18 protein-coding genes are annotated in these 21785 nt (G+C 64.3%); 6 read left to right on the top strand and 12 right to left on the bottom strand.

The features are described from left to right. Positions 1-83: 83 nt before the first annotated feature. From F0185_RS09115 to F0185_RS09095, 5 genes are all read right to left on the bottom strand, one after another. Positions 84-500, bottom strand: a complete 417-nt coding sequence (locus F0185_RS09115; protein WP_167223641.1) for a gamma-butyrobetaine hydroxylase family protein — start codon at positions 498-500, stop codon at positions 84-86. After that, complete coding sequence (locus F0185_RS09110; RefSeq protein ID WP_167223639.1) at positions 497-919, bottom strand: HIT family protein; 423 nt, start codon at positions 917-919, stop codon at positions 497-499. The genes F0185_RS09115 and F0185_RS09110 overlap by 4 nt, the downstream gene beginning before the upstream one ends. Next, entirely contained in the window at positions 916-4944 is a 4029-nt protein-coding gene (locus F0185_RS09105; RefSeq protein WP_167223637.1) for a DUF3683 domain-containing protein, read from the bottom strand. Before F0185_RS09105 ends, F0185_RS09110 begins: the two co-directional genes overlap by 4 nt. A gap of 231 nt (positions 4945-5175) precedes the next feature. Continuing rightward, entirely contained in the window at positions 5176-5940 is a 765-nt protein-coding gene (locus F0185_RS09100; protein WP_167223635.1) for a LytR/AlgR family response regulator transcription factor, read from the bottom strand. After that, positions 5937-7127, bottom strand: a complete 1191-nt coding sequence (locus F0185_RS09095; RefSeq protein WP_229476846.1) for a sensor histidine kinase — start codon at positions 7125-7127, stop codon at positions 5937-5939. The genes F0185_RS09100 and F0185_RS09095 overlap by 4 nt, the downstream gene beginning before the upstream one ends. 86 nt (positions 7128-7213) lie before the next feature. On the opposite strand from F0185_RS09095, the gene F0185_RS09090 reads away from it, so the two are divergent. Next, complete coding sequence (locus F0185_RS09090; RefSeq protein ID WP_167223633.1) at positions 7214-9343, top strand: TonB-dependent receptor plug domain-containing protein; 2130 nt, start codon at positions 7214-7216, stop codon at positions 9341-9343. Positions 9344-9346: 3 nt separating this feature from the next. On the opposite strand, the gene F0185_RS09085 is transcribed toward F0185_RS09090, so the two are convergent. Then, the gene (locus F0185_RS09085) at positions 9347-9859 is read right to left on the bottom strand and encodes a YqaA family protein (protein ID WP_167223631.1); all 513 of its coding nucleotides are present in this window, start codon (positions 9857-9859) and stop codon (positions 9347-9349) included. 193 nt (positions 9860-10052) lie between these two features. Between F0185_RS09085 and ilvA the strand changes: the two genes are divergently transcribed. The 5 genes from ilvA to rapZ all read left to right on the top strand — a co-directional run bounded on the left by ilvA (position 10053) and on the right by rapZ (position 15543). Then, positions 10053-11588 (top strand): threonine ammonia-lyase, biosynthetic, encoded by a 1536-nt coding sequence (ilvA, locus tag F0185_RS09080; RefSeq protein ID WP_167223629.1) that lies wholly within the window; start codon positions 10053-10055, stop codon positions 11586-11588. A 138-nt stretch (positions 11589-11726) separates the two neighbouring features. Further along, entirely contained in the window at positions 11727-12557 is an 831-nt protein-coding gene (gene queF / locus F0185_RS09075; protein WP_166890013.1) for an NADPH-dependent 7-cyano-7-deazaguanine reductase QueF, read from the top strand. A gap of 438 nt (positions 12558-12995) precedes the next feature. Beyond that, positions 12996-13478, top strand: a complete 483-nt coding sequence (locus tag F0185_RS09070; protein WP_099873918.1) for a PTS sugar transporter subunit IIA — start codon at positions 12996-12998, stop codon at positions 13476-13478. 51 nt (positions 13479-13529) lie between these two features. Further along, positions 13530-14465, top strand: a complete 936-nt coding sequence (hprK, locus tag F0185_RS09065; RefSeq protein ID WP_166870929.1) for an HPr(Ser) kinase/phosphatase — start codon at positions 13530-13532, stop codon at positions 14463-14465. Positions 14466-14679: 214 nt separating this feature from the next. Beyond that, positions 14680-15543: an RNase adapter RapZ gene (rapZ, locus tag F0185_RS09060; RefSeq protein WP_166870927.1), complete on the top strand. Its 864-nt coding sequence runs from the start codon at positions 14680-14682 to the stop codon at positions 15541-15543. A gap of 22 nt (positions 15544-15565) precedes the next feature. Here rapZ and F0185_RS09055 read toward each other — a convergent pair whose 3' ends face one another. The 6 genes from F0185_RS09055 to hpf all read right to left on the bottom strand — a co-directional run bounded on the left by F0185_RS09055 (position 15566) and on the right by hpf (position 21626). Next, complete coding sequence (locus F0185_RS09055) at positions 15566-17659, bottom strand: TonB-dependent receptor plug domain-containing protein (RefSeq protein ID WP_167223627.1); 2094 nt, start codon at positions 17657-17659, stop codon at positions 15566-15568. A gap of 87 nt (positions 17660-17746) precedes the next feature. Then, complete coding sequence (locus F0185_RS09050) at positions 17747-19279, bottom strand: M23/M56 family metallopeptidase (RefSeq protein WP_167223625.1); 1533 nt, start codon at positions 19277-19279, stop codon at positions 17747-17749. A gap of 2 nt (positions 19280-19281) precedes the next feature. Beyond that, positions 19282-19659, bottom strand: coding sequence for a BlaI/MecI/CopY family transcriptional regulator (locus tag F0185_RS09045; RefSeq protein WP_167223624.1), 378 nt, complete (start codon positions 19657-19659; stop codon positions 19282-19284). Positions 19660-19731: 72 nt separating this feature from the next. Beyond that, the gene (locus tag F0185_RS09040; protein ID WP_167223622.1) at positions 19732-20049 is read right to left on the bottom strand and encodes a hypothetical protein; all 318 of its coding nucleotides are present in this window, start codon (positions 20047-20049) and stop codon (positions 19732-19734) included. A 15-nt stretch (positions 20050-20064) separates the two neighbouring features. Beyond that, entirely contained in the window at positions 20065-21150 is a 1086-nt protein-coding gene (locus tag F0185_RS09035; protein WP_167223619.1) for an enoyl-CoA hydratase/isomerase family protein, read from the bottom strand. Positions 21151-21248: 98 nt separating this feature from the next. After that, positions 21249-21626 (bottom strand): ribosome hibernation-promoting factor, HPF/YfiA family, encoded by a 378-nt coding sequence (gene hpf, locus F0185_RS09030; RefSeq protein WP_167223617.1) that lies wholly within the window; start codon positions 21624-21626, stop codon positions 21249-21251. Positions 21627-21785 lie beyond the last annotated feature (159 nt).

Below are 21785 nucleotides of genomic sequence, written 5' to 3'. Positions count from 1 at the left end.
TGCCGGATTTTTCGCAAACTGTATCCGCATCTAGCTATCATTGCGTTAAGAACAAGGATATCGGCCAGTTGCGAGTCTGCCTTTTAGTGCTTGTGTCCGCAGCCCTTGTGCGCTGTGTCTGCGCCCGGCAGCTCGGCACCCGGTTCGCGGCCGGCGTCGCCGTCGAAGCCCGCTGCGTGCAGGCGCGCCATGTAATCGGCCCACAAGGCGGCCTGCTCGTTACCGAGCTTGTACAGGTAATCCCACGAGAACAAGCCGGTGTTGTGGCCATCCGAGAAGGTCGGCTGCACCGCGTAGTTCCCCACCGGCTCGAGCGCGGTGACGCCCACATTGCGCTTGCCCAGCTGGAGCACTTCCTGCCCCTGGCCGTGGCCGCGCACTTCGGCCGACGGCGAGTACACGCGCAGCAGCTCGAACGGAATCGAAAAACTGCTGCCGTCGTCAAAGGCGATATCGAGTACGCGGGACTTCTGGTGGACGGTCAGTGCGGTCGGGTTCATGCTGGTTTTTCCATGCGGCGGACGATGTCGTCCACCAGTTTCGGCAGCAGCGCGCGGCGCTCCGCCAGGGTCGTCTCGTCGGTCGCGCGCACCGCCACCGTCCACACGGGATTGGGGAAGTGCGCATCGTCGGCGTAGCGGGGAATGACGTGCCAGTGCAGGTGCGGCGTCATGTTGCCAAGGCTGGCGACGTTGATCTTATCGGGCTTCATCAAATCGCGCAGCGCCAGTTCCACGTGCCACACAGCGTCGGTAAGGAGCAGGCGGTCCGATGGCGCGAGGTCGGTCATCTCTTTCACGTGATCGTTCCAGATCACGCGGCAAAAGCCCGGATAGGCGGCGTCGTCGACCAGGATGATCGACAGCTTGTCGTCGCGCCAGATCGGTTCGACCGCCAGTTCGCACAGTTCGCAACTCATACCAGTACCCTCTCGATGCCGCCATTGTTGGCGCGGGCCACGTACTCGGGCAACCAGTTTTCGCCCAGTTTGTGGCGCGCGATTTCGATGACGATGTAGTCGGCGGTGGTGCCGGCATCGTCGTTGTAGCGCGACAGGCCTTGCAGGCACGATGGGCAGCTGGTCAGGATCTTGACGTCGCCGGTAAAGCCGTCGGCGCGCAGCTTGTCGGCGCCCTTCTCCATCTCGTCTTCCTTGCGGAAGCGCACCTGGGTGGCGATGTCGGGACGCGACACGCCGAAGGTGCCGGACTCGCCGCAGCAGCGGTCGTTCTTTTCGATCTTGACGTTGTCCACCGTCGACACCAGCGCGTTGACGGTCTTGACCGAATCCTGCAGCTTCATCGGATTGTGGCAAGGCTCGTGGTACATGTAGCGCGTGCCGCTGACGCCTTCGAGCTTCACGTCTTTTTCGAGCAGGTACTCGTGGATGTCCATGATGCGGCAACCCGGGAAGATCTTGTCGAACTCGTAGGTGGCCAACTGGTCGTAGCAGGTACCGCACGAGACCAGCACGGTCTTGATGTCGAGATAATTGAGCGTGTTGGCCATGCGGTGGAACAGCACCCGGTTATCGGTCATCATCTTGTCGGCCTTGTCGTACTGGCCGGCGCCGCGCTGCGGGTAGCCGCAGCACAGGTAACCCGGCGGCAGCACGGTTTGCACGCCCACTTCCCACAACATGGCCTGCGTGGCCAGGCCCACTTGGGAGAACAGCCGCTCCGACCCGCAACCGGGGAAGTAGAACACGGCTTCGGTATCGGCCGTGGTCACCTTCGGGTTACGGATGATCGGGATGATCTTGTCGTCTTCGATGTCGAGCAGCGCGCGCGCGGTTTTCTTGGGCAGGTTGCCCGGCATTTTCTTGTTGATGAAGTGGATCACCTGCTCGCGCACGGGCGCCTTGCCGGTGGTCGGCAGCGGGGCCTTGGTCTGCTTTTTCGCGAATTTTTTCAGCACGTTGTGGCCGAAGCGCTGCGCCTTGAAACCCCAGCCGGCCATGACCTGGCGCGTGGCGTTGATGGTCACCGGGTCGGTGGCGTTGAGGAAGAACATCGCCGCCGCATTGGCCGGCCGGAAGGTCTTCTTGTTCATCTTGCGCAGCAGGTTACGCATGTTCATCGACACGTCGCCGAAGTCGATGTTGACCGGGCATGGCGTGACGCACTTGTGGCACACGGTGCAGTGATCGGCCACGTCTTCGAATTCTTCCCAGTGCTTGATCGAGACGCCGCGCCGGGTCTGCTCTTCGTACAGGAACGCTTCGATCAGCGAGGACGTCGCCAGGATCTTGTCGCGCGGCGAGTACAGCAGGTTCGCGCGCGGCACGTGGGTGGTGCACACCGGTTTGCATTTACCGCAACGCAGGCAATCCTTGATGCTGTTGGCGATCTCGCCGATATCGCTTTGCTGCATGATCAGCGATTCGTGGCCCATCAGGCCGAACGACGGCGTGTAGGCGTTGCGCAGGTCGGCCCCGAACTCGGGCAGGTTGAGCAGCTTGCCCTTGTTGAAGCGCCCTTCCGGATCGATGCGCAGCTTGTAGTCGCGGAATTCGCCGATTTCTTCTTCGGTCAGGAATTCGAGCTTGGTGATGCCGATGCCATGCTCGCCCGAGATCACGCCATCGAGCGAACGCGCCAGCTTCATGATGCGGCCCACGGCTTCGTGCGCGTCCTGCAGCATGGCGTAGTCGTCGGAATTGACCGGCAGGTTGGTGTGCACGTTGCCGTCGCCGGCGTGCATGTGCAGCGCCACGAACACGCGCGAACGCAGCACCTTCTGGTGGATCGCGGTCGATTCGTCGAGAATCAGTTTGTAGGCGGCGCCGTTGAAGATCTGGCGCAGCTGCGCGCGGATCTCCTGCTTCCACGAGACGCGCACGGTGCGATCCTGCACCACGTCGAACAGGGTGGCGCCGGGCTGCTGCGCCAGGCGCTCGTCGAACACCACGTCGAGGCGGTCCAAGCCGATGGCGCGCAGGGCGTCGCGCGCGCCGGCCAGCGGCTGGTCGAGTTGCGCCAGCAGCCAGGTCCAGCGCGCGTGCACGGCGCCGAGCAGTTCGCTTGCTTGCTGCACGCGGTCGCCCAGCATCTCTTCGTCGCCGATCGATTCGCCCGAGGCGTCGTCGCTTTTACCGACCGGCAGGTTGCCGGCGGCGAAAAACGCGCGCAGTTCGTCGGTCAGCTGCAGCTTGTTCTTGATCGACAGTTCGATGTTGATGCGCTCGATACCGTCGGTGTACTCGCCCATGCGGTTAAGCGGAATGACCACGTCTTCGTTGATCTTGAAGGCGTTGGTGTGGCGCGCAATGGCCGCCGTGCGGGCGCGGTCGAGCCAGAACTTCTTGCGCGCTTCCGGGCTGACGGCCACAAAACCTTCGCCCACGCGGGTGTTGGCGATGCGCACCACTTCCGAAGCGGCTTGCGCCACCGCGTTCTCGTCGTCGCCGACGATGTCGCCGAACAGCGCCATCTTCGGCAGCACGCCGCGTTTCGATTTGGTGGCGTAACCGACCGCGCGCAGATAGCGCTCGTCCAGATGCTCCAGGCCCGCCAGGCGGATGGTGGCGAACGACGGGCCACCCTTGGCCGGCAAGCCATCGAGGTAATCCTTGATTTCGACGATCGACGGAATCGCGTCGCGCGCCTGGCCGAAGAATTCGAGGCAGACGGTGCGCGCGTACTTCGGCATCTTGTGCAGGATCCAGCGCGCCGACGTGATCAAGCCATCGCAGCCTTCTTTCTGGATGCCCGGCAGGCCGGACAGGAATTTGTCGGTGACGTCCTTGCCCAGGCCTTCCTTGCGGAAGCGCTTGCCTTCGATGACCAGCATCTCGGTCTTGAACGGCGCGTCCTTGGCTTCGCCGCGCACGTTCGGGTGGGTCCATTCGAGCTTGAAGGTGGCAGTCGGCGCGTCGTGGATCTTCGACAGATTGTGGCCGATGCGGGTCACTTCCAGCCAGTCGCCGTTCGGGTCGACCATCTTCCACGAGGCCAGGTTGTCGAGCGCCGTGCCCCACAAGACCGCCTTCTTGCCGCCGGCGTTCATGGCGACGTTACCGCCGATGCAGGATGCTTCCGCCGACGTCGGATCGACCGCGAACACGAAGCCGGCCTTTTCGGCGGCGTCGGAGACGCGCTTGGTGACCACGCCGGCGCCGGAGTGGATGGTCGCGTATTCGTGGTCCACGCCGGGCAGCATGGTCATTTCGACTTCGCCCAGGGTGACCAGTTTTTCGGTGTTGATGACGGCCGACATGGGCGTGAGCGGAATGGCGCCGCCGGTGTAGCCGGTTCCTCCGCCGCGCGGGATGATGGTCAGCCCGAGTTCGATGCAGCCCTTGACCAGGCCCGCCATTTCGTCTTCGGTATCGGGCGTGAGCACCACGAACGGGTATTCGACGCGCCAGTCGGTGGCGTCGGTCACGTGGGCGACGCGCTTCATGCCGTCGAAGCAGATGTTGTGCTTTTCGGTGTAGCGGCCCAGCACCTTGGTGGTGCGCTTGCGCAGGTCCCAGGTCTGGCGGAATTCGTTGCCGAAGTCCTCAACCGCCTTGGAAGCCGCCTTGAGCAGCTTTTCCACGTTGGCGCTGCGCGCGCGCGCCACTTCGCCGGTCGCATCGTCGCCATCGGGCACGTCGACGCTGGTGCGTCGCTTGTCGACTTCGGCCAGGCGGTGATGCAGCGCGTCGATCAGTTCCTGGCGCCGCTTCGGGTTGTCCAGCATGTCGTCCTGGAGGTAGGGATTGCGCCGCACCACCCAGATATCGCCCAGCACTTCGTACAGCATGCGCGCCGAGCGTCCGGTCTGGCGCGAACCGCGCAATTCGTCGAGCAGCTCCCAGGACGACTCGCCCAGCAGGCGGATCACGATTTCGCGGTCCGAAAACGAGGTGTAGTTATAGGGAATTTCGCGCAGGCGGGTCGCGGCGTGACCGTTTGGCGTTTCGGCCAGGAGTGCTTGGATTTGTGCGGGGGCGTTCATGTATTGGTGGACTATGTGGACTGACCCTAAGGGAGTTCATTCTAGCGTATTGCGCTGCACCACGCAGGAAGGACCATCGCTTTTGCATAGGAGAGGCAGGGAATGCGCACAAACAAAACGATGGCAATTTGAGAAATTGACAATAGTTTTGAGATTTAATGCCACCCTCTGCCAATCAAAATTCAGCATTTAGTGCCATTGCCGGAACGAAATACCGAATCGCGCGGCGCCTCAGCGTGCGCCCATCGCCACGCGCAGGGCGTCCACATAGCGCTCGCTGACGGCGACATGGGCGCCGCAGCGCAACGTCAGGCGCCAGGCGCCCTCGCCCGCCACCTCCAGGTTGGCGGCCTGGCCGAGGCGCACCACGGCGCTGCGGTGCACGCGCAAAAAGCGGGCCGGATCGAGATGGCGCAACAGGCGGCTCAGGGGCAGCCGGTGCATGACGCTGCGCGTGGCCAGGTGCAGGTTGACGTAATTACCGCAGGTTTCGATCCAGTCGACGTCGGCCAGTTCGATGCACTCGATGCGCCCGACCGAGCGCACGCTCACCTGGCGCCAGTACTGCTCCGGCGCGCCGGCGTCGACCCAGGCGCGCAGCGCGGCGCCGTAGGCCGGCCGCTGGCGCAGCGCCAGCATCGCTTCGGCGCGCGCCAGGGCGGCGGCCAGGCGGGCGTCGTGCACGGGTTTGAGCAGGTAATCGAGGGCGTGCACCTCGAATGCTTCGAGCGCAAAAGCGTTATGCGCGGTGACGAAAATGACCAGCGGCGGATTGGCCATGGCGGCCAGCGCGCGCGCCAGCACCAGGCCGGAGTCGCCCGGCATCTGGATATCGAGGAAGACGACGTCGACATCCCGCGCATTAATTAGCGCCTGGGCCGAGGCCACGCTGGCGCACTCGCCGGCGACCTGCCAGCGTGGATGGTCGGCCAGGGCGTAGCGCAGGTTGATGCGGCCCGGTTCCTCGTCGTCGACGATCAGTGCACGTACTGTCATGCTTGCGGCGCGTGCAGCGGCATGCGGATATCGACCACGAAACGGCCATCCTTGACGCCCGTTTGCAGCGAGGCGCTGTCGCCATACGCCAGTTGCAGGCGCGCGCCCGTATGGCGCAGGCCCAGTCCGAGGCCGGGATTGGCCGAGCGGGCGGCGCTGGCGGGGTTCGACACGTGGATCGCCAGGCTCTTGGTGTCGGTGGCAAAAACGACGCGGATGTCGCTCGGGAGCTCGTGGCAGTCCAGGTCATGGCGCAGCGCGTTTTCGATCAGCGGTTGCAGCAGCAGCGGCGGTATGTCGGCGTCCAGCACGGCCTCGCTGTCGCCGTCGATGCGCACGTGCAGGCGCGCGCCGTAACGCAGGCGCTGCAAGGCCAGGTAGTCGTCCAGGAACTGGCGCTCCTCGCGCAGGCCGACGTGATCGCGCGCGCTGGCCTCGAGCGCATATCGCAGCAGGGCACTCAAGTGGTTGATGCCGTCCAGCGCCACCCGCGTGTCATTGGAGCGCACCAGCGCGCTGATGGCGTTGAGGGCATTGAAGAGAAAATGCGGTTCGAGCTGCCCGCGCAGGGCCAGCAAGCGTTGCTGCTCGAGTTCGAGGCGCAGATTCAGATTATCGCGCTGCGCACGCATCCAGGCCTGTTCGCGCCGGCGCCCCTCGCGCCAGCTGCAGGCAGCCACCACGGCCACGAACGTAAACGTGACCCACACCAGCGCCATGAACTGGCCGATTCCCGAGCGCGCCAGCGCGGCCTGGAGCAGCGGCGCCAGTCCGGTCAGCGTGCCGCCATCGAATTGTGTGAGCATGGCGCCATTGAGCATTTCGAACGGCGTAAATAGGGCTGCGGCCAGCAGGTAGGCGACCAGGATGCGCGGCACGCTGCCCAGCACCGCCGGGCGCAGGGTAAACAAGGCGTAGCAGGCAAAGCTCATCGCCATCAGCAAAAGGTGCTCGCGCCACCACAGCCAGAACATAAGCATGTAGGACCTGCTGACGTCGGCGCGTTGCAGGTCGTCGCTGTGGTTGCCGGCGGCGCCGATCGCACACAGCACCGTCCAGATCAACACGATCGTCAGGAAAGCCTTGGGCAGGCTGGTTTGCGGGGGCGGGTTCTGTGCGGTGATCATCGATGCAAAGTATACCAGCGCCACCTGGCCAATTTTCTGCCATGCTACGGCCTTCGTCATCCAGTTCCGGCAACTCGTCACATTCCGGTGTTGCGCGACCGCGCGAGCGGACACAATCGACGTCCCTTTCAACCATTTGACCGTTCATGAAATACTCTCTCGTTTTGTCCGCGCAGGCGCTTGCCCTGCTGTCTTGCTTCAGTCACGCCGCACACGCCCAGGATGCCGGCGGCGCCATCGCCCAGGTCGAAATCAACGGCGCCGGCGCCAACGTACGGCGCGACGACACCGCCGCGCGCATCGTGGTGGGGCGCGACGAGATAGCGCAGTATGGCGACAGCTCGCTGTCGGCGGTGCTCAAGCGCCAGCCGGGGGTGTCGCTGACAGGCGGCGAAATCCGCATGCGCGGGCTGGGCGCCGGCTATACCCAGCTGCTGGTCAACGGCGACCCGGTGGCGGCCGGGTTTTCGATCGACAGCATCGCCCCGGCGATGATCGAGCGGATCGACATTTTGCGCACGGCCACGGCGGAACTGGGCTCGCAGGCCATCGCCGGGACCATCAACGTGATCCTCAAGAAGGGTAACGCGCCCAATCGGCGCGACGTGAAATCAGGGGTCAACCTGCTGGCGGGGCGGGGCGAGCCGTCAGTGTCGATGCAATGGGGCGAGCGTGCCGGCGACCTGGCGTATTCGCTGGCGGCCGAGATGGCGCGCACGGGTTCCGACATCCGTGACCGGACGCTGGAGACCGTAACCGGCGCGGACGGCACGCCGGCCGCGCGGCGCGAACTGCGCGATTCGATCTCGTTCCGCACGACGCGCCTGAACCTCACGCCGCGTCTGAACTGGACCCTGGCGCAGGGGGGCAGTGTGGCGTGGCAGACCTTCATCGACCTGTCGCGCGCGTCCAACCATGGCAACAGTGTCGAAACCACGTTCGCCGGGACCAGCACCGACTATCCGGTCAACGATTTCCGGCTGACAGGGAACTTCGTCTCCGCCCGCAGCGACATCACCCTGGCGCGCAATGTCGGCACCGAGGGCAAGCTGACGGTCAAGGCGGGCCTCAATCACAACAAGCGCGAATCGGATTATTTGTTCCAGGGCGCGGGCGCGTCGCGCACGCTGGCGCGCAAGGTGCTGTCGGACGCGCGCGAAGACAGCGCCATCGTGAGCGGAAAATACCTGGCGCCGCTCGTTCCCGGCCACGACATCGGCATCGGCTGGGAAGGCGGTCGCACCCAGCGCTCCGAATCGCGGCGCCAGGACGACAGCACCGCCACCGGCGAGTATCTGTCGCAGCTCGACGAAGACTACCGCGCAGTGGTCGGCCGCCTGGCCCTGTTCGCGCAGGATGAATGGACCGTCTCGCCGCGCCTGCAGGCGTACCTGGGCCTGCGCTGGGAAGGGCTGCGCACGGCTACCCGTGGCCGCACGCTCGATGAAACGAGCAGCAAGTCGTCGGTGCTCAGCCCCATCACCCAGCTGCTGTGGAAGCTCGATGGCAAGGACCAGCTGCGTTTTTCGCTCTCGCGCACCTACAAGGCGCCGACGATCCGCAACCTGGTGCCGCGCCGCTACACGGTCAACAACGCCAACGGGCCGACCAATCCGGACGTGCGAGGCAATCCGGCACTTAAGCCGGAACTGGCGTGGGGGATCGACACGGCCTACGAATCCTACTTCGGCAAGAGCGGCGTGGTCAGCGTGTCGGCCTATGCGCGCCGGATCGATGCGGTGACGGTGCAGACGCTGTATCAGGAAAACGGCGCATGGATCTCCACGCCCTTCAACAACGGCAAGGCCAAGGTGGCTGGACTCGAATTCGATGCCCGCTTCCCGCTGCGCAGCGTGCTGCCGGCGGCGCCGGACATGGACCTGCGCGCCAACGGCGCGCGCAACTGGTCGCGCCTGGACGCGGTGCCGGGGCCCGACAACCGCCTGGGCGACCAGGCGCGGATAACGGCCAATCTGGGCCTCGATGCGCGCATCGGGCCGCGCTACACGGCGGGGATGAACCTGAACCTGCAATTGACCGGGGCCACGCAAATGAGCCGCTACCTGCGCAGCGACACCGGCCCGGTACGCGTGCTCGATCTGTATGGCGTGTGGAAGGCCAGCCCGAAAACCCAGCTGCGCCTGTCGATGGCGAACGCGCTGCACCGCGACAGGACCAGCGGCAGCGAGTACGCCGATGCTGACGGCAGCAGCACCCGCGCGGTGCGCGCGTCGTCGGTGACGGTACTGCGGATTGTGCTGGAAACGAGCTTGTAGGCCTCAGAACAGCATGTGCCAGAAATTCGACAGCGACTCGCCGAGTCCCTTCCAGAAGCTGTCCGGCACATACAACAGGGCGGTGGTCATGGTCAGGTAGCGGGCGAATTTGCCGATCGCCATATAGCCAAGGCTCGGCCAGAACGGCAGATGCAGCCAGCCACCCAGTGTGCACAGCGGATCGCCGATCCCGGGCACCCACGACAGCAGCATGGTCTTGGCGCCGTAGCGCGCCAGCCAGGCGAACCAGCGCGACTTGCGCTCTTTTGCAAACGCCACCTTGGCGCGGTAGCCGATGAAGTAATCGAGCGCTCCCCCGAGCGTATTGCCCAGGGTGGCCACCAGGATGGCCGGCCAGAACATGCCCGGATTGGCCTTGATCACGGCGAACACCGCCGGCTCCGACCCGAGCGGCAGCAAGGTGGCCGAGATAAACGCAATCACGAAGACCGAGCTGAGCCCGACCGCGGGAGCGGCCAGCAATTTGAGCAGCCAGAGGACAGCGGATTCGATCATGGAGGCACTTTGAGGACTGCTGAAGCCGTCCATTATAATGAGGAAAAACTATTGCAACGACACGATACGCCGAGCCCGCCATCCGGAACCGCGCATCGCACTGCAAGCCTCGGTCATCCGCCGACAACACAGTCCAGCGTCAACAGCATCGCGTTCCGGATTTTCCGGCCCAGAATCACTTTGTTTGCAGACTATGACTATCGACTACCTCAAGAAAATCCTGACCGCCCGCGTCTATGACGTCGCCACCGAAACGCCGCTCGAATTCGCGCCGATCCTGTCGCAGCGCATGGAAAACCGGATTTACTTCAAGCGTGAAGACATGCAGAGCGTGTTCAGTTTCAAGCTGCGGGGCGCGTACAACAAGATGGCCAACCTGGCGCCGGCGCAGCTCAAGCGCGGCGTGATTTGCGCCTCGGCCGGCAACCACGCCCAGGGCGTGGCCCTGTCGGCCGCCAAGACCGGCTGCCGCGCGGTGATCGTCATGCCGACCACCACGCCGAGCGTGAAGGTCGATGCGGTCAAGGCCTTCGGCGGCGCCAACGTGGAAGTCATTTTGCACGGCGACTCGTACACCGACGCCTATAACTTCGCGCTCACGCTCGAAAAAGAACAGAATCTCGCCTTTGTGCATCCGTTCGACGACCCGGACGTCATCGCCGGCCAGGGCACGGTGGGCATGGAGATTTTGCGCCAGCATGCGGGACCGATCCACGCGATCTTCGTCGCCATCGGCGGCGGTGGCCTGATCGGCGGCGTGGCCGCGTATGTGAAGCAGATCCGCCCGGACATCAAGATCATCGGCGTGCAGTCGACCGATTCGGACGCGATGGCGCGCAGCCTGAAAGCCGGCGAGCGCGTGACCCTGCCCGATGTGGGCCTGTTCGCCGACGGCACGGCGGTGCGCCTGGTGGGCGAAGAAACCTTCCGCCTGGCGCAGTTGTACGTGGACGAGATCATCCTGGTCGATACCGATGCGATCTGCGCGGCGATCAAGGACGTGTTCCAGGATACGCGTTCGATCCTGGAGCCGTCCGGCGCGCTGGCGGTGGCCGGGGCCAAGGCGTATATCGAGCGTTCGGCGATGAGCAAGAACCCGGTGCGCGGCGAAACGCTGGTGGCGATTGCCTGCGGCGCCAACATGAACTTCGACCGCCTGCGCTTCGTGGCCGAGCGCGCGGAGCTGGGCGAAGCGCGCGAGGCGGTGTTCGCGGTGACCATTCCCGAGCAGCGCGGCAGCTTCAAGCGTTTCTGCGCCCTGATCGGGCCGCGCAATGTCACCGAGTTCAATTACCGGATCAGCGATGCGGCGCAGGCGCATGTGTTCGTGGGCGTGCAGACTGCCAGCCGCGGCGAGTCGGGCGTGCTGGCGCGTACCTTCGAGCAGAACGACTTCAAGACGCTGGACCTGACCCATGATGAACTGGCCAAGCTGCACATCCGCCATTTGGTAGGCGGCAAGAGTGCGTTGGCCCATGACGAACTGCTGTATCGTTTCGAATTCCCCGAGCGTCCGGGCGCGCTGATGCGCTTCCTGGACAGCATGGCGCCGAACTGGAATATCTCGCTGTTCCATTACCGTAATCAAGGCGGTGATGTGGGGCGCATTCTGGTGGGCTTGCAGGTGCCGGCGGAAGAAATGGAACAATTCCGCCAGTTCCTCACCACGCTCGGATACCGGCATTGGGATGAAAGCGCCAATCCGGTGTATAAGATGTTTTTGGGGTGATGCACGTGCCCTCTGACCCAAGCACCGTCGCTCCCGCGCAGGCGGGAGCCCAAGTTCGTTTAGCCGTCTGCAACTGCGGATCGAACTTGGGTCCCCGCCTGCGCGGGGACGACGGTGGTTGAATTTAACTGAATATATATGACCAACACCGCCGACCTATCCCCCCTGGGCAAAACCTCCGCCTACCAAACCCAGTACGCGCCGGACTTGCTGTTCCCGATCCCGCGCCAGGGCAAGCGCGATGAACTCCAGCTCACCGGCACCCTGCCCTTCTTCGGCGTCGATATCTGGAACGCCTACGAAATCTCCTGGCTGAACATGCGCGGCAAGCCGCAGGTGGCGATCGCCACGATCACGGTGCCGGCCGAGTCGCCCAACATCGTCGAATCGAAATCCTTCAAGCTGTACCTCAATTCGTTCAACCAGACGCGCCTGTCCAGCAGCGACGCCTTGCTGGCCCTGCTGCGCGAAGACCTGGCCGGCGGCTTCGGCGCGCCGGTCCACATCACCCTGACCGAACCGCACGCCTTCGACACCGTCAAGATGGGCGAACTCGATGGCATGCTGCTCGACCGCCTGGACGTCGAGATCGATCATTACTCGCCCTCGCCCGCCCTGCTCACCGCCGCCACCGGCGGCGCGCCGGTCGAGGAAAAACTGGTGTCGCACCTGCTCAAGTCGAACTGCCTGGTCACCGGCCAGCCGGACTGGGCCAGCGTACAAATCCATTACGTCGGCCCGCAAATCGAACAGGGCGGCTTGCTGAAATACCTGATCGGCTTTCGCGAGCACAATGAATTCCACGAGCAGTGTGTCGAGCGCATTTTTACCGACATCCTGCGCCAGTGCGCGCCGCAAAAACTGGCCGTGTACGCGCGCTACACGCGGCGCGGCGGACTGGACATCAACCCATGGCGCAGCAACTTCAGCTCGGGTCGTCCACCCAATCTGCGCACCGCGCGCCAGTGATGTTTGAGGCAGCGCAAGGGGGCCGGTTTTCCCCTGCGCGCGCGCTTGACTGAATTGCCATGCGGGAATACCTTGGTCGGCAAGGGAACGAGTGTGCTTTTCGGGCGACAGGCGAAAGCCACCAACTTTATAATTGAACAACAGGCGCGGACTCTTTCCCAAGCGCTGAAAAAACGGGCAGGAAGCACAGGAAAAATGGCGAACTGCATCAAGGACCAGCATTTGTGTGCAAAATCCTCAATTTCGTGCCGGAAATTCAAATTTTCGACACCCGGCTTGGGAGCGGTTTTCCCGTCTTGCATGAATCGCTATTCCACTTGCGATATGTCAATGCGAACTTGACATGAATCGACGACAAATTCCGATTACACGGCTGGAAAACAGGCCTATAATTCTGGCTCGCAAGCACCCTCGTGCCTCGCATCAATACTCAGCGTTATGACAAACCTTAGCAAAATTTTATCGCTCGAGAACGTGTTGCTTGATCTCGAAGTCTCCAGCAAAAAGCGTGCTTTCGAGCAGGCCGGACTGATCTTCGAGAACAACTGCGGAATCGCCCGCTCGACCGTTTCCGACAACCTGTTTGCGCGCGAGCGCCTTGGCTCTACCGGCCTCGGCCATGGCGTGGCTGTGCCGCACGGCCGCATCAAGGGCAGCAAGAGCCTCAAGTCGCCGCTGGCCGCGTTTGTACGCCTGCTCGAACCGATTCCGTTCGAATCGCCCGACGGCCAGCCGGTCAACCTGCTGTTCTTCCTGCTCATTCCCGACCACGTGACCCAGCAGCACCTCGAGATTTTGTCCGAGATCGCCGAGATGTTTTCGGACGACGGATTCCGCACAGCGCTGGCGACCGATCCGGACCCGAAATCGGTTCACTCGCGCATCATCAATTGGCAACCAAGTCTGCAAGCACTGGGTTAAACTTCCGGGTGCCGGGCGCATTGGCGCCCTCACTTTTCTGAAGACCCGTTCATGCTGCAAACTCCGCTGACCATCCAACGGCTGTACGACGACAATCGCGAAAGTCTTCAGCTGGGCTGGTTCGCCGGCTTTCCGGGCGGCGAACGCCTCATTTCGGGCGATGTGGCCTCGGCCGCCGACCAGGTCGGCCACCTGAACCTGATCCACCCCGGCCGCATCCAGGTATTCGGGCATCAGGAGCTGACTTACTACCACCGCCTCAAATCGGGTTCGCGCAGCCACGTGATTGGCGAACTCATTTCCGGCGGGCCGCCGGCGCTGATCATCGCGCAGGGGCTCGATACCCCGCCCGACATCCTGGCCATCTGCGACGAGCAGAATATTCCATTGTTTTCCACGCCGCTGCCGGCCGCGCAGGTGATCGACTTTTTGCGCGTGTACCTGTCCAAGAAACTGGCGCAGCGGATCATCATGCATGGCGTGTTCATGGACGTGCTGGGCGTGGGCGTGTTGATCACCGGCGACTCGGGCCTGGGCAAGAGCGAGCTGGGACTGGAGCTCATCTCGCGCAGCCACGGCCTGGTGGCCGACGACGCGGTGGAGTTCTCGCGCATTGCGCCGAACATGATCGAGGGACGCTGTCCGGCGCTGCTGCAAAACCTGCTGGAAGTGCGTGGACTGGGACTGCTCGATATCAAGGCGATCTTCGGCGAGACGGCCGTGCGGCGCAAGATGCGGCTGAAATTGATCGTTCATCTCGTGCGCCGCAGCGCGCTGGAAGAAGAAGTCGAACGCTTGCCGTTTTTGTTCCCGACCGAGGATGTGTTGGGACTGCCGATTCGCAAAGTCGTCATCCCTGTCGCTGCCGGCCGCAACATCGCGGTGCTGCTGGAAGCCGCCGTGCGCAATACGATCCTTCAACTACGCGGGATCGACACGCTGCAAGAGTTCATGGAACGGCAACGGCAGGCAATGAGTTCCGACTAGGCCTGTTTACGGGATGTGCCCTTGCAAGGGCACACCGTTGCGCAGGCACGGAGCGGTGCTCCGTGAATTCCCTGCTTCACCAGGCCATGAGTTCCGATTGAACCTAGCTGTATGCACAGGTAAGCACCACGGCCGTTGTAAAATCTCTGTTGCCTCGTGAGAATGATGCATAGTGCTTGAGCAAAGCTCACCCGCATGGGGTATCATCGGGCCTATGCGCATCGTACTCATTACAGGTATTTCCGGATCGGGCAAATCGGTCGCCCTCAATGTCCTCGAAGACGCAGGCTACTACTGCGTCGACAATCTTCCGCCCGCCTTGTTACCGAGCCTGATCGACGCGCTCATCGCCGACGGCACCGCTTGCGCCGCCGTCGCGGTCGATGCGCGCAGCGCCCAGTCGCTGGTCGAACTGCCCGCCAATATCCGCCTGCTGAAAGACCAGGGACACGACATCAAAGTCATGTTCCTGACCTCAAACACACACTCGCTGGTGGCGCGCTTTTCCGAAACGCGGCGCAGCCATCCGCTGTCGCACCAGCTGCGCCCCGACGAAAACCCGGCCTCGCGCCGCACGCTGATCGAGTGCATTCTCGAAGAGCGCGAGCGCCTGTCGGCGATCGAGCAGCTTGGCCATGTGATCGACACGTCCGACCTGTCGGCCAACAAGCTGCGCGCGTGGATCAAGGAACTGGTCGAGATCGAGCGCGCGCCACTGACACTGTTCTTCGAATCGTTCGCCTTCAAGCTCGGCGTGCCGCTCGACGCCGACTTTGTGTTCGACGTGCGCGCCCTGCCGAATCCCTATTACGACCTGACCCTGCGCCCGCTCACCGGCATGGACGCGCCGGTCATCGCTTTTCTGGACGCCCAGCCCAGCGCCGCCGATCTGCTGGAAGATATCCGCGCCTTCGTCGAGAAGTGGCTGCCGTCGTTCAAGACCGACAACCGCAGCTACCTGACCGTGGCGCTCGGATGCACGGGCGGCCAGCATCGCTCGGTGTACATGGCCGAACGCCTGGCCGCCTACTTCAGCCCGACCGAAAGAGTCGTGCTGCGGCACCGCGAACAGTCCTGAGTATCAGGCTGACTTCATCGGCTCATTTGAGCCGTTCAAAATCGTGTTCGAACGTGATGCGCAACGCCGTGCCGGGCATCAGTTCGCGCCGGGTGCTGCGACTGCCATAGGTCGATTGCGATACGCGCGGCCGGTCCAGCACATTGGTCAGCCCGACCCGCAAGCGCGTCTGCTTGCCCCCTCCCCACAAGACATACATATCGAGCAGGCGCGTGCCGCCGTTCGCTTCGCTCCATTCGGGCGCGTAGCGCGTGCGCGCACCGCGCTCGTAGGTGAAGCTGGCGCCAAACGCCAGCGCCGTGCGCACGTCGATGCCCACGCTGGCCGCCAAGGGCGACTGGTCCGCCAGCCGGTTATCCGGCCCCGCCACCTTGTCGATGCGCGACCAGTTGCGCGCCACGTTGCCATTTAACGATGCTTGCGCAAAACCGGGCAGCGGCAGCTTCGCTTCCAGCGCAATGCCGCGCGCGCTCGCCTTGCCCTGGTTGGCCGGCGTCGATACCCACTGCGTCCCATCCTGGAACAAGCGCGTCACCGTCACGTCATCGATCTTGCGCAGGTACGCGCTGGCGGCCAGCAAGCCATCCTTGCCGACCTGGCGGTCGTAGCCGATGTCCAGGCCCCAGGCTTTTTCGGGCCGCAGCGCGGGGTTGCCTTCGCTGTGCGGATTGGTGGGGCTGTTGTTGTTGTCGACCGTGTAGCGGCGCGGGATCAGGCTGCCCATGGTGGGCGCCTTGTAGGTGCGCGCCAGCCCCGCGCGCAGCTGGTGGCCGGCGGCCGGTTTGTAGAGCGCCTGCAGCACCGGCGCGGGAATCGCGCTGCGCTGGCTGACCGCCGCCACGCCGGCTTGCGCGACCGAGGTGCGCAGCGTTTCCCAGCGCGCGCCGGCCGAGAGCGACCACGCCGGACTGATTTCCCAGTCATCCTGCGCGAATGCGCCGAAGCGGTCGATGACGCCGCGATAGCGGTTGTCGCTCAGCTCCGGCGCCTCGTCGAAGGTATCGCGCTCGCTGCCCACGCGGGTCTGGCTGCGCGTGGTGTGGGCGCCATCCCAGCCGGCGCTGAGCACGTGGCCGCCGCCGAAAGGCCGCGTCCAGGTGGCGCCCAGGTGGTAGCCGCCCTCGCGCAAGTCGGAGGTGACAAAGCTGAGCGCCGGCGCGCGCCGTCCGTTCATCATGTCGCCAAACTCGAAGTCGGATTCGCGCCGGCTGCGGTGGATGCCGCCCTTGGCTTCGAGGCGCGCGCCCTCGCCCAGGCTGCGCGCCCATTCCAGGTCGGTCCGCAGCCATATCGCCGCTATATTGAACACGGCGGCGCGTTGCGGGTGCAGGGTCGGCGCGCCGATGTGGGTGGTTTCAAGCGCCCAGGCGTCGGTAGCGCGCCGGCTGTTGCTGATAAATGCCTGCAAGCCGAGGGTGTCACCGTTGGCAAGCTTCCAGTTGGCGCGCGGCGACAGGCTGGCCAGGCGCGTGGTGTTGATTTCGTTCAGCAGCGTGCTGCGGCGCAGGCCCGGTGCCATTTCTTCTTCGCGCGACGGCGCCGGCACGGGCGCATACGACAGGCTGACCGGCACGGAGTAAGAAAACGCATCGCTCTTGCCGCTCACCTCTCCGGAGAGGCTCGGCGAGCGCCGCCCGTGCTGCGTGTCCACGCCGGCCTTGATGGTGGAACGCAGGCGCGTGGCCGACTTGCGCAGCACGATGTTCACGCTGCCGGCGATAGCCTGCATGCTGGTCGCCGCCGACGCGCCGCGCACGATCTCGATGCGCTCGATCAGTTCCGGCGCCAGCGATTCGAGCGAAAAGCCGGCTGGCGCGGCCACGCCGTTGAGCAGCACTTGCGTATAGCCGTTGCCCAGGCCGCGCAGGCGGATGTCGCTGGTGCGCCCGCCACCGTCGCCGATGGTAATGCCGGGCACGCGCTTGAGCGCATCGCCGAGCGAGCGGTCGCCGTGGCGCATCAGCTCTTCGCGCCCGACCACCAGGCTGGCGGCGGTTTCCTCGCTGCGCTGGTCGTAGCGCGCACCGGCTATTTCGATCTTGGGAATGACTTCTTCGGCCAGCGCCGGTAACGATAAAGCCAGCGCGCAAGCGCAGGCATACGGACGAATCTGCATGGGTTTCCTTCAGTGCTGTGGAGGGACGAGCGCGCTCGCACGGCGCTGCTGCGCCGCACGGAAAACCGCGCTTGACCAAGGAGGTGTTTAGAGCCTGGCGGGACGCTTGCGCAGCGCCTGGGAGGTCGCGAGCGCGTCGAGGCCAGTGAACATTTGCTGCGGATCGATGCGCTCACCATCCCTGAAGGCTTCCAGATGCAGGTGCGGGCCGGTGACTTTGCCGGTTGCGCCGACCAGGCCGATCGTCTCGCCGGCACGCACCACCTGGCCCGCTTCGACCGAGCGCACGCTCAGGTGCGCGTACAGCGAGCGCACGCCGTTGGCGTGTTCGATCAGGACCACGTCGCCGTACTGCGGCCCGCCCTCGTACTGCGCGGTCGATGCAATCACCGTGCCGCCGGCAGCGGCCAGGATCGGGGTGCCGGTGCGGGCGGCGAAATCGATGCCGTGATGGCCGCCGTCCAGCTTCTTGCGCGCGGCGCCATAAAAGCTGGTCACGCGCACACGCTCGAGCGGCATTTGCCACTGCTGCGGCGCGCCGGCGGCGGGCGCCGCGACGCTGGCCGCCGGCGCCGGCACGCCGGGTTCCGCCGCGCGCCACGCAAACGCCGGCTGCAGCAACAGGCTCGCGCCCAGCACCGAGGCCAGCGCGGCGGCCACCGCGGCCTTGCCGGGCAAGCCGGGGGCGCGCAAGCCCTGCTCGCGGATCAGGCCGACCCTGGCGCGCAGCGAGGCGGGACTTCCGTGGCCGAAGGCGATGCCCGCGCCAAGTCTGTCCTGCTGCACCTTCAGCTGTGCCACCAGCGCGGCCGCGTACTGCTTGCGCTGCTGCGTGGGACGGCCGGCCAGCACGGCGTGGTCGCATCCCAGTTCCTGCGCCCAGTTCAGGCGCCGGGTCAGCACCGCGAACAGGGGATTGAACCAGAACAGCGTTTGCAGCAGCATGCTGGCGTGCAGCCACAGGGGATCACGGCGCTTCCAATGCGTCAGTTCGTGGGCGACGATCAGGCGCTGTTGCTCGTCGCTGAAACTGCGCAGATGGCGCGGCAGCAGCAGGTGCGGACGCGCCAGGCCGGCCAGCATGGGCGAGATGGAGGCATCGGTTTCGCAGACGCGCAGGCCGCGCCGCAGCAAGGCCGCCACCGGCTCGCCATCGAAGCCGGCGTGCTGCGCCAATGCCTTCGTATCGAGCGGACGGGCATGATGGAGCAAGGCGCGCAGGCCGCGCTGCGCATGCACCCAGCGCGCGCTGGCGGCCAGCAAGCCGGCCACGTACAGCGCCAGCCAGGCTTGCGCCAGCAGTTCGAGCGGGTCGATGTCGTCGTCAAGGCCATCGGCTTCGTACGCATCGGACTGCGGCTGCACGAAAGACTGCGTGGCCGCTGGTGCGGGACGCGCGATCTCGATGGCGGGCACCACGCTGTAGCTGGCGCTTTGCGGCAGCAGCGCCAGCACGAAAGCGCAGGCGATGGCGGCCTGCGACCAGAGCCACACCGAACGGTGCCCGGCCAGCACCGGCCACACGCGCGTGGCTAGCGTGAGCAGCGCCAGGATGACAGCGGCGGCAATGCCGCAGGTGATGCTCGCTTTGAGGAAGGAAAAGGCGATCGCGTTCAACATGCTCAGTCCTTCGCGTCGGGCCAGTCTTGCAGCATCTGTTCGAGTTCGGCCAGCTCCTGCCGGTCGACCAGTTTACTGCCGGTGAACATATTGACCGGCAGCGGCGCGTCGATTTCCATCACGCGGCGGCCGAAGTCGTGGGCGAAAGCGGCCAGGGTGCTCACCTTGTCGAGCTGGGCGCGGTAGACCTGCACGCCGTGCTGCATGTCCTGCGCCACCATCTGCTTGTCGAGCATGCGTTCGAGCGTCTTGCGGGTCGAGGAAAACGACCAGTCCAGTTCCGCCACGGCGCGCTCGTGCAGTTCACGCGCGCTCAGTGGCTGGTCTTTCCAGAGGACTTTAAGCAGGCTCAGTTCTGAAACCGAAGGAATGACTGACATGATGATGCTCCACATTGTGACTGATGGGGCAAGTATGCGACAACTGTCGCATAAGGTCAAGCCACATCCGGTTCAGTCGCAGATGCCGTACAGACCTTGCTGCGTGCGGCTGGCAAACGACAGTACGCCGATCAGCTTGTGGAGCAAGGCGCGTTCGTCCGGATGCAGGCTGGCGTGCCGCAGTGGCAGCAGGCAGTCGAGGGCCGCGTCGACCTGGCGCAGGTCGAACGCCTGGTCCTGCGCCAGGTGCGAAATCCGCTCAAGGAAATCGCAATGGCCGCGCCGCAAAAGGCGAGCCAGGGCCGGCAGGTCGTGCAAGTCGATGCTGGTGGCGTCATCGGGCGCTTCCCCGTGCTCGCTGCCGGGACCGGCGACGAGGTCATACGCCATGGCGACTACGCCGGTTCAGTCAAGATGGCGCAGCGGATGCGCCGCCGCCGGCCACACCGGCGCAAAAAAGCGCTCGATCATCGGCGCGTCGACCTGATCGAGGCTGGCCGGGTTCCACTTGGGCGCATTGTCCTTGTCGATCACCAGCGCGCGCACGCCTTCGAGCACTTCGCCGTGTTCAAAATTGTGGCGCACCACGCTGCGTTCCATGCGCAGGCAGTCGGCGACGTCGAGCGCGGCGCCGCGCAGCAGCAGTTCGCGCGTGACGCACATCATCAACGGGGAACGCTGGCGCATCGCGGCCAGCGCCTTTTGCGCGAACTCGCCGTCGTCGCCTTCGAGCGAGGCCATGATGGCCGCCACCGAGGCAGCGCCGAAATGGCGGTCGATGCCATCGCGCTGCGCCTGCAGGGTGGACGCGCCCGCATCAAGGGCGAACGGCGCCGCGAACGCCGCGATGGCCGCGCGCAGGCCGGCGCCCGGGGTGGCGTCGATCAGCTCCTTGAGCTCGGCCATCCGCGCCTGCGGCACGAACAGGTCGGCCAACCCCACGTACAAGGCGTCGGCCGCGCCGATGGTCAGCCCGGTCAGGCCCAGGTACTGGCCCAGCTGCCCGGGCGCGCGCGACAGAAAATAACTGCCGCCCACATCCGGAAACAGGCCGATATTCACCTCGGGCATGGCCACCTTGGTTTTTTCGGTAACGATGCGGATGCGGCATTCCGGCCCGCCCTGGGCAATGCCCATGCCGCCGCCCATGACCACGCCATCCATCAGCGCGATATACGGCTTGGGATAAAAATGGATCAGGTGATTGAGCGCGTATTCTTCGGTAAAAAAATCTTCCAGCAAGGCGCTGCCGCCCATTGGCGTGGCATGGCCGCAATCGTGGAAAAAGCGGATATCGCCGCCGGCGCACAGGGCTTTGTCGCTGCTGCTGCCAATGACCACGGCGTCGATGGCGGCGTCATTACGCCATGCGCCCAGGATCCCGGCCAGGTCGCGCACCATCGCCAGCGACAGCGAATTGAGGGCCTTGGGACGGTCGAGGGTAATCACGCCGGTACGATTGGCAATGCGGGTCTGGACGAATTCGCTCATGGGGGCTGGCCGGAAGAAGAAAGGAGCGCTATTTTATCGCGCATGGATGCAAAAAGGGCGCCACGCGGGCGCCCCTTGGCGAATGGGACGGGGCCTGCTTATGCGGCCGACGGCGTCTCTTCTTCAGGCGTTTCTTCAGGCATTTCTTCAGGCATGTGCTTGATGGCCTGGTGATTGTGGTCCTGGACCTTGTTTTTGTACTTCATGACCTGGCGATCCAGTTTGTCGACCAGGGTATCGATGGCGGCGTAGAGATCGTGCGACAGGCTTTCCACATACACGGTTTTGCCCGACAGGCGCAGGTTGATCTCGGCCTTTTGACGTTTTTCTTTTTCCGTCAGATTATCGACGGTGAGGATGACTGCGATATCGATCACTTGATCGAAATGGCGCCTTACGCGCTCAAGCTTGCTCTGTACGTATTCACGGATGGCTGGCGTTACTTCAAGATGATGTCCACTGATTGTGAGATTCATACACACACTCCTAATGATAATGGCACTTCTTGTTACTGTCGGTTCGTACGCTTGGCAGCGCAGAGGAACTGCTTTATTACCGCACGGACGATGTGATGCTGTTACGTCCGCAAAATTGCCAATCGATTAATGGGTTTAATGGGATTCAACTCCTTCATT

The organism is Massilia rubra, from assembly GCF_011682065.1.
Classification (GTDB): Bacteria; Pseudomonadota; Gammaproteobacteria; order Burkholderiales; family Burkholderiaceae_D; genus Telluria_A; species Telluria_A rubra.
This window is presented reverse-complemented; position numbering and strand designations above follow the sequence as displayed.